The organism is Dechloromonas hankyongensis (assembly GCF_022012295.1).
Classification (GTDB): domain Bacteria; phylum Pseudomonadota; class Gammaproteobacteria; order Burkholderiales; family Rhodocyclaceae; genus Azonexus; species Azonexus hankyongensis.
Window position 1 is genome coordinate 101457 of the sequence record NZ_JAKLTN010000004.1, and the last position, 12857, is coordinate 114313.

General features: G+C 67.4%; 13 protein-coding genes. 7 read left to right on the forward strand and 6 right to left on the reverse strand.

The window, feature by feature from the left end; translation table 11 throughout:
• Positions 1-3: 3 nt before the first annotated feature.
• Genes LZ012_RS16960 through LZ012_RS16970 form a run of 3 tightly spaced genes read left to right on the forward strand, consistent with a single transcriptional unit; the run spans position 4 to position 2017 of the window.
• The gene (locus LZ012_RS16960) at positions 4-936 is read left to right on the forward strand and encodes a PA2778 family cysteine peptidase (RefSeq protein WP_275712083.1); all 933 of its coding nucleotides are present in this window, start codon (positions 4-6) and stop codon (positions 934-936) included.
• A 41-nt stretch (positions 937-977) separates the two neighbouring features.
• A complete protein-coding gene (locus LZ012_RS16965; RefSeq protein WP_275712084.1) occupies positions 978-1613 on the forward strand; it encodes a response regulator in 636 nt (211 codons plus the stop codon).
• Positions 1614-1621: 8 nt separating this feature from the next.
• Positions 1622-2017: a response regulator gene (locus LZ012_RS16970; protein WP_275712085.1), complete on the forward strand. Its 396-nt coding sequence runs from the start codon at positions 1622-1624 to the stop codon at positions 2015-2017.
• Here LZ012_RS16970 and LZ012_RS16975 read toward each other — a convergent pair.
• Positions 1990-3378, reverse strand: a complete 1389-nt coding sequence (locus tag LZ012_RS16975; RefSeq protein WP_275712086.1) for a CHASE3 domain-containing protein — start codon at positions 3376-3378, stop codon at positions 1990-1992. The two genes, LZ012_RS16970 and LZ012_RS16975, sit on opposite strands and share 28 nt — an antisense overlap.
• Positions 3379-3526: 148 nt before the next feature.
• Here LZ012_RS16975 and LZ012_RS16980 point away from each other — a divergent pair, with 148 nt between their 5' ends.
• Positions 3527-3829 (forward strand): EF-hand domain-containing protein, encoded by a 303-nt coding sequence (locus tag LZ012_RS16980; RefSeq protein WP_275712087.1) that lies wholly within the window; start codon positions 3527-3529, stop codon positions 3827-3829.
• A gap of 54 nt (positions 3830-3883) precedes the next feature.
• On the opposite strand, the gene otsB is transcribed toward LZ012_RS16980, so the two are convergent.
• Both otsB and LZ012_RS16990 read right to left on the reverse strand, forming a co-directional pair.
• Positions 3884-4633: a trehalose-phosphatase gene (gene otsB, locus LZ012_RS16985; RefSeq protein WP_275712088.1), complete on the reverse strand. Its 750-nt coding sequence runs from the start codon at positions 4631-4633 to the stop codon at positions 3884-3886.
• Positions 4630-6531: an alpha,alpha-trehalose-phosphate synthase (UDP-forming) gene (locus LZ012_RS16990; protein WP_275712089.1), complete on the reverse strand. Its 1902-nt coding sequence runs from the start codon at positions 6529-6531 to the stop codon at positions 4630-4632. Before LZ012_RS16990 ends, otsB begins: the two co-directional genes overlap by 4 nt.
• Here LZ012_RS16990 and LZ012_RS16995 point away from each other — a divergent pair.
• The 3 genes from LZ012_RS16995 to LZ012_RS17005 are packed head-to-tail and all read left to right on the forward strand — an operon-like array spanning position 6494 to position 9262.
• Entirely contained in the window at positions 6494-7039 is a 546-nt protein-coding gene (locus tag LZ012_RS16995; RefSeq protein WP_275712090.1) for a DUF3460 family protein, read from the forward strand. The two genes, LZ012_RS16990 and LZ012_RS16995, sit on opposite strands and share 38 nt — an antisense overlap.
• 10 nt (positions 7040-7049) lie before the next feature.
• A complete protein-coding gene (locus LZ012_RS17000) occupies positions 7050-7709 on the forward strand; it encodes a peroxiredoxin (protein WP_275712091.1) in 660 nt (219 codons plus the stop codon).
• Between the two features lie 35 nt (positions 7710-7744).
• Positions 7745-9262: an MFS transporter gene (locus LZ012_RS17005; protein ID WP_275712092.1), complete on the forward strand. Its 1518-nt coding sequence runs from the start codon at positions 7745-7747 to the stop codon at positions 9260-9262.
• 37 nt (positions 9263-9299) lie between these two features.
• Here the strand turns inward: LZ012_RS17005 and LZ012_RS17010 are convergent, their stop codons facing one another.
• From LZ012_RS17010 to LZ012_RS17020, 3 genes are all read right to left on the reverse strand, one after another.
• A complete protein-coding gene (locus LZ012_RS17010; protein ID WP_275712093.1) occupies positions 9300-9746 on the reverse strand; it encodes a hypothetical protein in 447 nt (148 codons plus the stop codon).
• A gap of 9 nt (positions 9747-9755) precedes the next feature.
• A complete protein-coding gene (locus LZ012_RS17015; protein ID WP_275712094.1) occupies positions 9756-10169 on the reverse strand; it encodes a hypothetical protein in 414 nt (137 codons plus the stop codon).
• Between the two features lie 170 nt (positions 10170-10339).
• Positions 10340-12763 (reverse strand): two-component system response regulator, encoded by a 2424-nt coding sequence (locus tag LZ012_RS17020; RefSeq protein ID WP_275712095.1) that lies wholly within the window; start codon positions 12761-12763, stop codon positions 10340-10342.
• Between the last annotated feature and the right edge of the window lie 94 nt (positions 12764-12857).

The window sequence follows — 12857 nt, forward strand, 5'->3', positions numbered from 1 at the left end:
CCCGTGGCTCGTTACGGCCGTTTCTGGCTTGCCGCCGGCTGCCTGCTGCTGGCCGCCTGCGGCATCATCCTGCCGATCGCCGACAGCGGTCCGGACGATGCGCGGCCGCCGTTCGTCGAACTGGCCAACGTCCCTTTCCACCCGCAGGCCGCCTACCAGTGCGGGCCCGCCGCCCTGGCCACGGTGCTTGGCGCTGCCGGCGTCGACCGCCGGCCGGACGACCTGCGCGGCGCGGTCTTCCTGCCCGGACGCCAGGGCAGCCTGCAGGCCGAACTGCTCGCCGCCACGCGCCGTTCGGGGCTGCTGCCCTACGTCCTCGACCCGGCGCCGGCAGCCCTCTTCGCCGAACTGGCGGCCGGCCATCCGGTACTGGTGTTGCAGGACACCGGATGGCTGGTGACGCGCTGGCATTACGCCGTGGTGGTCGGCTACGACCTGCCGCAAGGCCAGATCATCCTGCGCTCGGGAACGACGGCCCGGCAGGTGACTAGCATCGACCGCTTCGACCGGAGCTGGGCGAAATCCGGGCGCTGGGCCTTTGTCGCCCTGCAGCCGCAGGATTTGCCGGCCGGCGCCACGCCGGAACGCCTGGTCGCGGCCGCCGCGGCGCTCGAAAAAGTGGCCGCGCCGGCGGCGCTGCCCGCCTACACGGCCGCCCTCGCACGCTGGCCGGGCAATCTGGCGGTGCGCCTGGCCCTCGGCAACGCCGCCTACGGGCGCCACGACCTGGCCGCCGCCGAGGCTGCCTATCGCCAGGCCATCCACGAGCACCCGGAGGCCGGCGACGCCTGGAACAACCTGGCCCAGACCCTGCACGAAGCCGGTCGCCCGGCCGAGGCGCAGGCCGCGGCGGAACGGGCCGTCGGCCTGGGCGGGCCGCGCCAGGGCCTGTACGAAGCGACGCGTGCCGCCATCGCCGGCGAGCCGCCGCCCTGAACGGCGCCACGGCAATCGGCCTGGATAGGTAAGGAAGCCCGGTGCTGCGCGTCGCCATCGTCGATGACCACGAAATCGTGCGGGCCGGTTTCCGCGAAATGCTGGCCGACGAATCGGGGATCGCCATCGCCTTCGAAGCGGCGTCCGGCGAGGAGGCGCTGGCCCGCCTGCCGGGCAGCGCCTGCGACGTGCTGCTGCTCGACCTGGCCCTGCCCGGGCAGAGCGGGGTCGATGTGCTGCGCACCCTGCGCCAGCACCATGTCGATCTGCGCGTGCTGGTGCTCACCGGCTATCCCGAGGAACGCTACGCGCTGACCATGATCCGCCACGGGGCCGACGGCTACCTGAGCAAGGAATGCGGCCAGGCGGAACTGCTGCAGGCGGTGCGTACCGTAGCCCAGGGGCGCCGCTACCTGTCGCCGTATGTCGCTGAACTGCTGGCCGGCCGGGTCGCCGGCACGGTCGCCGAAGCGCCGCACCAGCAGCTGTCCGAGCGCGAACTGCAGGTCTTCCTGCGCCTCGCCCAGGGACAGTCGGTGTCGAAAATCGGCACTGTCCTGCACCTCAGCGTCAAGACCGTCAGCACCTATCGCTCCCGCCTGCTCGAAAAGCTCGGCGTCGAGAGCAACGCCGAACTGGCCGCCTACGCGCTGCGCAACGGCCTGCTGGTCGAATGAGGCCAGGCATGGGCAAAGCCGGCCGCCCGCCGCTCAAGGTCGTCCTCATCGAGGATTCTCCGCTCGTCCGCCAGACGCTGGGCGACGTGCTGGGCGAACTGGCCGGCGTCCAAGTGGTGGGCGGCGCCGCCGACGAACATTCGGCGCTGGAGCTGCTGCAGCACCAGCAGCCCGACCTGGCCATCGTCGACCTCGAGTTGCGCAGCGGCAGCGGCCTCGGCGTGCTGCATGCCCTGGCGCGGACCCCGGAACGCTTCGGCTGGCCGCGCGCCGTGATCTTCTCCAACCACGGCCAGCCGCTGGTCCGCGAACGCTGTTTCGCCCTCGACGTCGATCGCTTTTTCGACAAGGCGACCCAGCTGGCCGAACTGGTCGCCTACGTGCGCGCCGCCGCATCGGGCTGAACGCTGTTCTCGACGGCCGGCGGCAACGGGATGTGGGCGACGATGCGGGTCCCCTGGCCGGGCTGGCTGGTCACCGAAAAATCGCCGGCGCACATCTGGACGCGGTGTTTCATGCCGATCAGCCCGTGCTGCCGACCGCGCACCCAACCGGTGCGGAAGCCGGCGCCGTCGTCGGTGACGACCAGTTCGAGCTGCCCGGCGGCGATGTGCAGCGACAGATGCACCTGGCGGGCCGCGGCATGCTTGCGGATATTGGTCAGCGCCTCCTGGGCGATGCGGTAGAGGGCCAGCGCCGTCGCCGGGGGCAGCGCCACGTTGTCTTCCGGCAGATCGAGGGTGAATTTTTCGCTGCCTCCTTCGGCGAATTCCTCGCCGAGCAGGCGCAGCGTGCTGACCAGGCCGAGGGCTTCGAGCAGCGGCGGGCGCAGGCCGTCGATGATGCGTCGCTTGAGCGCGATGCCGCGGTCGAGTATGCCTTCCAGCCGCGCCAGGTGCTCGTGCAGCGGCACGCCCTCGACCTCGGCTATCTTGCGGATCAGCCATCCCGACTCCATCTTGGCTGCCGTCAGCAGGGCGCCCAGTTCGTCGTGCAACTCGCGCGCCAGGCGTTGCTTCTCGGCCTCGCGGGCATTGGTCAGGTAGCTCGCCAGGTCGCTCAGTTCGGCCGTGCGCTCCTGGACCAGCGCATCGAGGCGCTGGTTCTCGGTGCGCAGCAAGCTGGCGATCTCGCCGCGCAACTTGAACTGGCGTTCGACGAAGAAGAACACCACGGCCATCAGCACCAGGACGCCGGTCGCCAGCGTCAACACCACCCAGCGTGTGCGCTCGACGTGGCGCGTCGAACGCTCGAAGGAAACCCCGGCTTCGTCAGCCAGCATCGCCTTGAGTCCGTAGATGCGCTCACGGATGCGGTCGGTGTAACGCTTGCCCTGGATGCGGGTTTCCTCGCCGGCGATGCCGCGGTCGACGGCGGTGTCGAGGCTGCGCAGCTTGATCACGACGAGGCCGGTCAGATCGGCCAGCGCCTCGTCGTTGGCCGGATCGCCTTCGAGATCGCGGTGGATGTCGTCCAGCGTCTGGTGCACGGTGGCGAGGATCTTCCGGTAAGGCTCGAGATGGGTGCGGTTGCCGCTCAATAGATAGCCACGCACGGCGCTTTCGGCATCCATGAGCTGGATCAGCAGGCTGTCGAGATGCTCGACGCGGGCCGCCTGCTGGCGCAAGTCACCCAGCGCCCGCAGGCTGGCGGTGCCCTGCCAGTGGCTCGAGCCGAGCAGCAGCAACACGAAGGCGCAACCCAGCGCGAGCAGCAGATGGTGCCAGTTGCGGGCCAGGCGCCCGCTAGGCCGCGGCGGGGGCATGCTTCCTCCCGCCGCCAACAGCACGGCGCCCGGCAAGCAGGACAGGTCCTACGGCAGATTCGGCTCGCTCCGACAGCCGGTCCGCGGCCCGGTCCATAGAATGAAAATTCCCGGCGGGTCTGCCGGAAGCCTGCAAAGGAGAACCACCATGAACTGCAAAACCAGCCTGGCCACTCTGCTGTTTCTCGGCGCCCTGCCGCTGGCCGCGATGGCCGCCGACGCGACGCCGCCGGGCGGCAGCACGCCCGGAGCGTCGAGCACCGCCACCGGAGGGGACGACGCAATCCCGCCGATGTTCAAGGAGCTGGATGCCAACAAGGACGGCTACGTGAGCCGCGACGAAGCCAAACGCTCGGCTGAAGTCACCGCCCGCTTTTCGGAAATGGATACCGACCGCGACGGGCGGATCACCGTCAGCGAATTCCGCAAGGGCACGCAGCCGAAGATGTGATGCAGCGCACGGCGCGTTGCCCGCGGACAGGTCACCGGCCATGGCTGGCGACCTTCACGCACGCCGGCTGGTCAGGCCGGCCAGCCAGGCGCGCACGGCCCGTACGCCAGGCAGCCGGTAGCGGGCGTTGAGCGTGCCGGCGCCGACACCCACCGAAATGCCGCCGCGGTCGTTGACCAGCTGGAAGGCGTGCTCGTCGCTGCGGTCGTCCCCGACGAAGACCGGCCGCCGGCCCCGGAAGGGTGGCTCGTCGAGGTAATCGACCAGCGTCGTGCCCTTGTCGATGCCGGCCGGCCGGACTTCCAGCACGCTTTTCCCCTGTTGCACCATGAGGCCGTGATCGGCCTCATCGACCAGTTGCAGCAGCAGGCTGTGGGCTTCGGTCGCCAACTCGGGCGCCTGCCGGTAATGCAGGGCCAGGGTCAGGCCCTTGTCTTCGAGCAGCAGCGCGGGATGCGCCGCGATGAAGGGCAGCAGCGCCACGCGGATGGCCTGCTTGGCCAGTTGCGGCGTGGCATGGCGGTGCAGTTGCCCGGCTGCATCGCGCCGTTCCAGGCCGTGCTGGCCAGCCTTGATCAGTGCCGGCAGGGCGAGGCGGCGTTCGAGATCATCCAGGGCCCGGCCGCTGACCAGCGCCACCGCGCCGCCGCAGGCGGCGCGCAGATCGTCGAGCAGGATGGGCAGCGCCGCATCGACGACGATGGCGTCCGGCGTCGGCGCCAGTTCGAGCAGGGTGCCGTCGAAATCGAGAAAGTAGGCCCATTCCCGGCGGGCGGGCGGCGGCACGGCAAGTTGCTGGTTCATGTCGCCGCCGAGCCGTTGCCGGCCGGGCCAGTGATTACCGGGTTGTCGGGCAGCTTGCTGCGCCGGCGCATCAGCGCGGCGTCGAGCAGCATGCGCCCGGCCCAACGGTAGACGTTGAATTCGGAAATCAGCCGGCGCATCAGGCGCATGCGGTCGCCCTGTTCCTCGGGCGGCATGGCGAGCGCCAGTTCGAGGGCGGCGGCGCACTGGTCCACGTCGTAGGGATTGACGACCAGAGCCTCGGGCAGCTCCCGCGCCGCGCCGGTGAATTGCGACAGGACGAGAACGCCGCGCTCGTCGTCGCGAGCGGCGACGAATTCCTTGGCAACCAGATTCATCCCGTCGTGCAGGCTGCCGACGAAGCAGACCTCGGCCGCCCGGTAGTATTCGTAAACCCGGGCCGCCTCGTGATGCTCGACCTTGAGCAGGATGGCCGGGGCCGGACCGGAAAAGCGGGCGTTGATACGGGCGGCCAAGGCATTTACCGCCTCCTCATGGTGGCGGTATTCGTCGATGCTCGACCGGCTGGGCGCCGCGATCTGGATAAAGGTGAATTGCCCGATGCGCTGCGGATTCAATTCGAACAGCCGCTCGACAGCGAGAAAGCGTTCGATGATGCCCTTGGTGTAGTCGAGCCGGTCGACGCCGATGCCGATCAGCTGGCCGGGCGGCAGCCCGTTACCGGCGCGGACGTCGTGCCGGCAATCGGCGACCGGCTTGCCGACCATGTCCTCGACCGGCGGCCAGGCGATGGAAATCGGGTAACGGCGCACCGCGGTCAGCTTGCCGCCCTGGCTGACGGTGAAGGTTTCGCGGTCCACGCGGGCCTCGATCAGGCGGTCGACGGTATCGACGAAATTGTTGCAGTGGAACTGGGTGTGGAAGCCGAGGATGTTGCTGCCCAACAGGCCGTTGAGTATTTCCAGGGCCCACGGGCAGATGGCGAAGGATTCGGGATTGGGCCACGGGATGTGCCAGAAGGTGATCACCGTCGCATCCGGCAGGCTTTCGTGGATCATCCGCGGCAGCAGCGCGAAATGGTAGTCCTGGACCAGCACAATGGGATCGTCGGTTTTCGCCTCGCGGACCACCGCCTCGGCGAAACGGCGGTTGGCCGCCAGGTAATGCGCCCAGTCGCCGGAACGAAAAGTCGGGCGAACATGGGCGATGTGGCACAGCGGCCACAGCCCCTCGTTGGCGAAGCCGTAGTAGTAGCCGGCTTCTTCTTCGGGCGACAGCCAGATCCGGCGCAACTGGTAGCTCGGGCGTTCGGGCGGCACCGCCACGCGGTCGTTGGCATCTACCACTGCGCGGTCGGCGCTACCGCTGCCGGTGGCGATCCAGACGCCGGAACAGGCACGCATTACCGGTTCGAGGGCGGTGACCAGGCCGCTCGCCGGGCGCTGTACCTCGATCCCTCCATCGGCCCGGCGGTACTGGTGGATATAGGGTTCGCGGTTGGAGACGACGATCACGTCCTCGCCGCGCAGATCGCCGTGCAGGATGGCGCGCAGAGCATCCGGCGTCCACGTCACCTGGCTTTCGTCGCGCGCCCGGCGCTCGCCCTCCAGGTCGCGTAGCAGGCGCTGCAGGTCACGGGCGACCGGGCGGAACTCTGAAGCCGGCGGCTTGCGCTCGGTGGGCGGCGGCGACGGCTCCGGCACTGCCGGGGCCGGGGGAAGATGTCGCTCGCCGCGCAGGAATTCCCACATGCCGGCCAGCCAGTGGCGCCACGGCTGTCGGGTGAGCAGCAGGGCGCCGAGCAGGGCAGCGCTCAGGCCGAGACTGATGTGATAGACCGCCAGGTCGCGCGTCCACCAGCGGCCGGGCGGTTCGCCGGCCAGCACGATGGCGACGAATATGACCAGAATCACCGACAGGAGCTGGACAAGGCGCACGTTGAAGTCTCCTCTTGTTTGGCTCGGCGCCACGGGCGTTCCGGCTGCTTCGGCGACGGCCCGGACGTCCCGCGAGCGGACCGGTATTTCATGGCGACGACGGGTATCCGCCTTATTGTGTTGCGGCTCCAGCGGCGACTGGACGATCCGTCCCATCTGCTATTCGGCTTATCGTTTTCCCGGAACCGGCTCGCTCCAGCGCCACTCGAAAGTAATTGATGGATATGAAAGGGCAGCCATGTCGGCCATGCATCGGCTTTTCGCAAGATGGCGCCACCGCGATGCGCCAGCCGGGGAAGTGGATCGCGGCTACGTCTCGGAATTCACCCATTTCATCGACGACTTTCTCAAGGACCATCCGGAAGTGGTGCGCGACCAGAAGGTCGGATTCCGGATCTGGTGGGACAAGCAGATCGATCTGACGGCCGAGGAAAAGGCCCGCGAGGACACGGTGCCGGATGACGGTTACGGGTTCTACAGTTCAGCCTGGCACCGGCCGAAACATTGAGGAGAAACAGATGGCACTCCATATCAACGACGTGGCACCGGACTTCGTTGCCGAAACGACGGAAGGCATCATCTCTTTCCACGACTGGATCGGCGATGGATGGGCGATGCTGTTCTCGCACCCCAAGGATTTCACGCCGGTGTGCACCACCGAACTGGGCTGTCTCGCCAAGATGATGCCGGACTTCGCCGCGCGCAACTGCAAGGTGATCGGGCTCAGTATCGATTCGGTCAGTGACCACTGGCGCTGGTCAAAGGACATCGAGGAAACCCAGGGCGCCGCGCTCAATTACCCGCTGATCGGCGATGTCGACCTGAAGGTAGCCAAGCTCTACGACATGCTGCCGGCCGGCACCGCAGGTGAGGCGGGCACGCGCACGGCGGCCGACAACGCGACGGTACGCTCGGTCTTCGTGATTGGCCCGGACAAGCGGATCAAGCTGATGCTGACTTATCCGATGAGCACCGGTCGCAATTTCGACGAAATCCTGCGCGCCCTCGACTCGATCGAGCTGACCGACAAGCACAAAGTGGCGACGCCGGCCAACTGGCATGCCGGCGACGACGTGATCATCAGTCCGGCGCTCAAGGACGAAGAAGCCCGCGAGCGTTTCCCGGAAGGGTGGACGGCCGCCAAGCCGTACCTGCGTTACGTCAGGCAGCCGCGCTGAGCGGCCAGCGCTCCGGTCGATGAGCGGCCAGCGCGATGTGGTTACCGCCGGTCGATCGGGTTGCGGATAACGAGCTGGAAGCCGCGCTGAGCCATCTCGTACGGGATGGCGTCTATGCCCAGGCGATGGGCGCGCTGACTGGCGGCGTCCTGCTCGTCGGCTATGCGCTGGCGCTGGGCGCTTCCAACCTGGTCATCGGCATCCTCGCCGCCATTCCCTTCTTCGCCCAGTTGACGCAGTTGCCGAGCATCCTGCTGGTCGAACGCCTGCGCGCCCGGCGCCTGATTTCGGTAGCCGGCTCCGTGCTCGGCCGGCTGATCCTGATCCCCCTTGCCTTCCTGCCCTGGATAGAGGCGCCCGAACTGGGGCGTGGCCTGCTCGTCGCCGGCGTCGCCGCCAGCGCGGCGCTCGGCGCCATGGCCGGCTGCAGCTGGAATTCCTGGATGCACGACCTGGTGCCCGAGCGCCGCCTCGGCCTCTTTTTCGCCAACCGGCTGTTCTACGCCACCAGCTTCACGCTGCTCACCGGCGTCGCGGCCGGCATCTTTATCGACAGTTGGGCGCAGTTAGATATCGGCCTGCCGGTGCATGCCTATACCGTGCTCTTCCTGCTCGGCAGCGCGGCCGGGGCGGCCAGCATCCTGCATCTGACGCAGGTGCCGGAACCGCGCATGGCGCCGCCCGAACGCACCATCCACCTCGGCCGGATGCTGGCCGAACCCTTCCACGACACCAATTTCCGCCGCCTGATCTGGTTTCTCGGCACCTGGCAGTTCACCACCAACCTGGCAGCCCCCTTCTTCACGGTCTACCTGATCGCCCAACTCGGCTACAACATGAATTTCGTGCTGATCATGACGGTGATCAGCCAGTTCGCCAATATGCTCACTCTGCGCAAATGGGGCGAACTCAGCGACCGCTACAGCAACAAGGCGGTGCTCGCCCTGTGCTCGCCGGTCTTCTTGCTCTGCATTTTCGCCTGGACCCTGGTCTCGCTGCCGGAAAAGCATGCCTACACGACGGCCCTGCTCGTCCTGCTCCACGTGGTGATGGGCTGCGCCGTGGCCGGCGTCACGCTGGCCGGCGGCAACATCGGCTTGAAGCTCGCGCCGCGCGGCCGGGGCACCGCCTATCTGGCCGCCAGCAGCATCGTCAATGCCGTGGCGGCGGGGATCGCGCCCATCATCGGCGGCCTGTTCGCCGACGACTTCGCCGCCCGCGAACTGTCGCTGATCCTGCGCTGGACCAGCGGCCCGGAAGCCACGGAATTCGTCACCCTGCGCCTGCGCCACTGGGATTTCTTCTTCCTGCTCTCGCCGCTGCTCGGCCTCTACGCCCTGCACCGCCTGACCCTGGTGGACGAGGCCGGCCACGGCCACGAACGGGCGATGATGCAGGAAATCGTCATCGAAACCCGGCGCGCCGTGGCCAGCCTGTCGTCGGTGGCCGGCCTGCGCCTGATGAACACCTTCCCCTTCGGTCGCATCGTCCAGGCCGCCCGCGCCAAGCGCAGCCGCCCGCGTCCGCCGTCGCGGCACGGCGGGGAGAATTGATGCAATTGAAATACACTCGCGGGCCGAAACAAGCCGCTCAGTCGTTGACGACGCGCCGTTCGGGGAAATTGATGACCTGGGCGCTGACCCGGCGCTCGGCTGTGGTGCGGCGCCCGGAAACCGGCTTGCCGCTTGTCCGTTCAGCGGCCGGTTCACCGCGCGGCGCGAGACTGCCGACCAGCGACTGGACGAAGGCGGTCTGTGCGGACAGTGCCAACTCGACGGAGCGGCGACCGATATCCTGCACTTCGCGCGTATGCACGGGCAGCATGAATGGCCAGGCGTACACCCGGAGAAAAGCATTGGCCAGCGTGGCAAATTCACGCTGGCGCTGCAGCGTCTCGCGCAGGACGACCTTGGTGAACTGCGCTTCGAGATCGAACAGGTGCCCGCTCAGCGTGACGCCGTTCTGCGCGGCCTTGACTAGCGCATCGGGCGTCCGGTTGCCGCCACCGGCGGCGGCGGATTCCTGGCGGGACGGCATGGCATGGCGTTAAGCGGCGCGCGCCGACTTCGCCTTTCCTTTGCCTTCGCCTTCCTCGCCTTCGGCGTTAACGTTTTCGCTGCTCCGCCCGAGCGGGCGAATGCCCGAGCTGACGCCCTTCTCGATCTGGCGCGAGAAATCCTGCACCTGGTTGGCCAGGGAATTGGGCACCTGGGTCATCAGGGCAAAATAGCTCTGCATGCATTCGTTGGTGAAGCGCGAGTAGTTCTGGATCATCTCCCGCGACAGCTGACGCAGGGCGTCGGATTCCGTCAGTTGCATGAAGGAGTCCTCCGCCACCTTGTTGAACCGGTCCGTATTGGACTTGCTCAACTCGTTCAATTCCGGCGCCTGAAAGAAATGCGAAGTCGCTTGCAGGTTGGCATTGGCCAGATTGACGAAAGGCTGGATGGTATTGAGCATGTGAATCTCCTTGAGTTTGATCGAAAAAAAGTACCTTCATGCGGGCAAGTCCCGAAAAACCAGTCTAGAAGGGGCAACCGGCGCCGTCTGTGGCTTGGACAACATAGCCCGGCGAGAACGCCGTTCAGCCCATGAAACGGACCGCCCGCAGGCGGCAGGCAAGCGCCCGGCTAGGTCAGGCGGTCGGAAAGCTCGGCCAAGGGCATCGCCTTGCCGAACAGGAAGCCCTGGCCCTCCTGGCAACCCAGCGCCTGCAGCGCGGAAGCCTGTTCCGGGCGCTCGATGCCTTCGGCGGTGATCAGCATGTGCATGGCCCGGCTCAGGGTCACGATGGCCTCGACCATGGCGCGCTGGTTGCTGCTGCCCGGCAGGTCGACGATGAAGGAGCGGTCGATCTTGACCCGGTTGATGGGCAGCGCGTTGAGCATGCTCAGCGACGAGTAGCCGGTGCCGAAATCGTCGATGCTGACCGCGACGCCGAGCGCGGTCAGGCCGTTGATGATCTTCAGGCTGTGTTCGGCGCGTTGCAACATGCTTTCGGTGATTTCCAGCTCCAGCGCGGTGGCCGGGAAGCCGGTTTCGTCGAGCGTCGCCTTGACCTCGGCGACGAAATCGGCGCCCAGGAACTGACGTGCCGAGACATTGACCGCGACGTGGAAGTCCGTGCCCCGTGCCTGCGCTGCCCGTACCGGCTCCAGCATTTCCCGGCAGGCGCGCTGCAGGACCCCGCGGCCGAGTGCCTCGATGACGCCACAATCCTCGGCGACGGCGATGAAGCCGGTGGGCAGCAGCAGGCCGCGTTCGGGATGGCGCCAGCGGACCAGGGCCTCAACCCCGACGATGCTGTTATCGGCCAGGTCGACGCGCGGCTGGTAATGCACGTCCAGATTGCCGCTGGCGATGGCCCGGCGCAGCCCTTGCTCGATCGACATCCGCTCGTGGGCGCGCTCCGACATGTCGTGGGCGTAGAAATGGTAGCGGTTGCGCCCTTCGGCCTTGGCCGTGTACATCGCCATGTCGGCGGCCCGCATCAGTTGCTGGCCGTCCGTGCCGTTGTCGGGAAAGACGGCGATGCCCAGGCTGCCGGTGACCGACAGCAGTTCGCCGGCGACCGGGATCGGCTGGCTGAGCAGGCCGAGTATCTTTTTGGCCAGTTGCGGTGCGTAATCCGAATTCATGCTGCCGGTCAGGATGACGAATTCGTCGCCGCCCAGGCGGGCCACCGTGTCGCTGGCGCGCAGGATGCCCTTCAGGCGGTCGCCGACGACGCGCAGCAATTCGTCACCGACGGCGTGGCCGAGGGTGTCGTTGATCACCTTGAAGCCGTCGAGATCGAGGAACAGCAGCAGGCAACGCTGCTCGTTGCGCAGGGCCTGCTCCATGGCGTTCTCGAGGCGGTCGTCGAAAAGCAGGCGGTTGGGCAGGCCGGTCAGCGGATCGTGGTGGGCCAGGTAGTTGAGCTGGCGCTGGGCGTCGAAAATCGCCGTGACATCCGAAAAAGCGGTGACGAAATGGCTGACCGCCCCTTTGCCATCGCGTACCACGCTGACGCTCTGCCAGGCCGGGAAATCGCTGCCGTCCTTGCGATGGCAGCGCACTTCGCCATGCCAGAAGCCGGCGGTGTCGAGTTCGAGGAACAGCACGTAGCGCTCCAGGCCGGGATTGACGCGCAGCAAGCGGTCCGGGTCCTGGCCAATGGCTTCGTCCTCGGCAAAGCCGGTGATGCGCGAAAAAGCCTTGTTGACGGCGATCACCCGTCGGCCGGCATCGGTGATGACGATCGCTTCGGCGGTAGTCTGGAAGACCGCGCTGGACTGGCGCAGCTGCTCCTCGTCGCGGTGGCGCCGGGTAATGTCGCGGACGATGCCGACCACGCGCCGGGCCGCTTCCCCGTCACCGTAGGATTTGGCGTAAGCCTCCATGTAGCGCGGCGGCCCCTGGCCGGAGAGAGTCTGGAATTCGACGCAGATGGCCTCGTTGTCCACCATCCTGCCCCGTAGGGCCGTGCTGACGCGCTCGCGGTCGTCGGGATCGATGCGCTCGATGAAAGCCGCCCAGTCCTCGTCGAACGGGACCGGCCGATTGCCGAACAGCATGCCGAGAAAACTGTCGCCAGTCAGCCGGCCGGCGACCGGACGCCATTCGAGGACGCCGAGCGAAGCGGCATCGAGCGCCAGCTTGAGGCGCTCCTCGCTCTGTTCGATGGCAGCCTCGTCCTCGCGGCGGGCCAGCGCCATCTGGATGGTGGCGTGCAGTTCGCGCCCCTGGCAGGGCTTGATCAGGTAGCCGAAGGGCCGGCTGTCGAGAGCACGCCGCAAGGTGTCGTCCTCGGCATAGGCGGCCAGGAAGACGACGGGAATCCGGTAACGCTCGCGGATGGCGATGGCGGCGTCGATGCCATCCATCGGCCCGGCAAGCTGGATGTCCATCAGCACGAGATCGGGGCGCAGGTGTTCCACCTGCTCGACGGCCTGCTCGCCGCTGGCGACCACGGCTTCGACCCGGTAGCCGTAATCCCGCAACTGCTCTTCGATCCGGGACGCAACACCCTCCGCCTCGACCAGCAGAAGGCGGACCGCCGGGCTGTCGCTCACGGCATTTCCCGTACCGCCCGGCGACCGAACGGCAACGTGACACTCAGCCGACGCCCCGCCGGCAACGGCAATCCGCCATTACCTTCCGGTTCGC

Bases quoted from the DNA above. Each gene is read 5' to 3' on its own strand.
- LZ012_RS16970 (WP_275712085.1), top strand. From the start codon at position 1,622: ATGGGCAAAGCCGGCCGCCCGCCGCTCAAGGTCGTCCTCATCGAGGAT.
- LZ012_RS16975 (WP_275712086.1), bottom strand. From the start codon at position 3,378: ATGCCCCCGCCGCGGCCTAGCGGGCGCCTGGCCCGCAACTGGCACCAT.
- LZ012_RS16980 (WP_275712087.1), top strand. From the start codon at position 3,527: ATGAACTGCAAAACCAGCCTGGCCACTCTGCTGTTTCTCGGCGCCCTG.
- otsB (WP_275712088.1), bottom strand. From the start codon at position 4,633: ATGAACCAGCAACTTGCCGTGCCGCCGCCCGCCCGCCGGGAATGGGCC.
- LZ012_RS16995 (WP_275712090.1), top strand. From the start codon at position 6,494: ATGACCAGAATCACCGACAGGAGCTGGACAAGGCGCACGTTGAAGTCT.
- LZ012_RS17000 (WP_275712091.1), top strand. From the start codon at position 7,050: ATGGCACTCCATATCAACGACGTGGCACCGGACTTCGTTGCCGAAACG.
- LZ012_RS17005 (WP_275712092.1), top strand. From the start codon at position 7,745: ATGTGGTTACCGCCGGTCGATCGGGTTGCGGATAACGAGCTGGAAGCC.
- LZ012_RS17010 (WP_275712093.1), bottom strand. From the start codon at position 9,746: ATGCCGTCCCGCCAGGAATCCGCCGCCGCCGGTGGCGGCAACCGGACG.
- LZ012_RS17015 (WP_275712094.1), bottom strand. From the start codon at position 10,169: ATGCTCAATACCATCCAGCCTTTCGTCAATCTGGCCAATGCCAACCTG.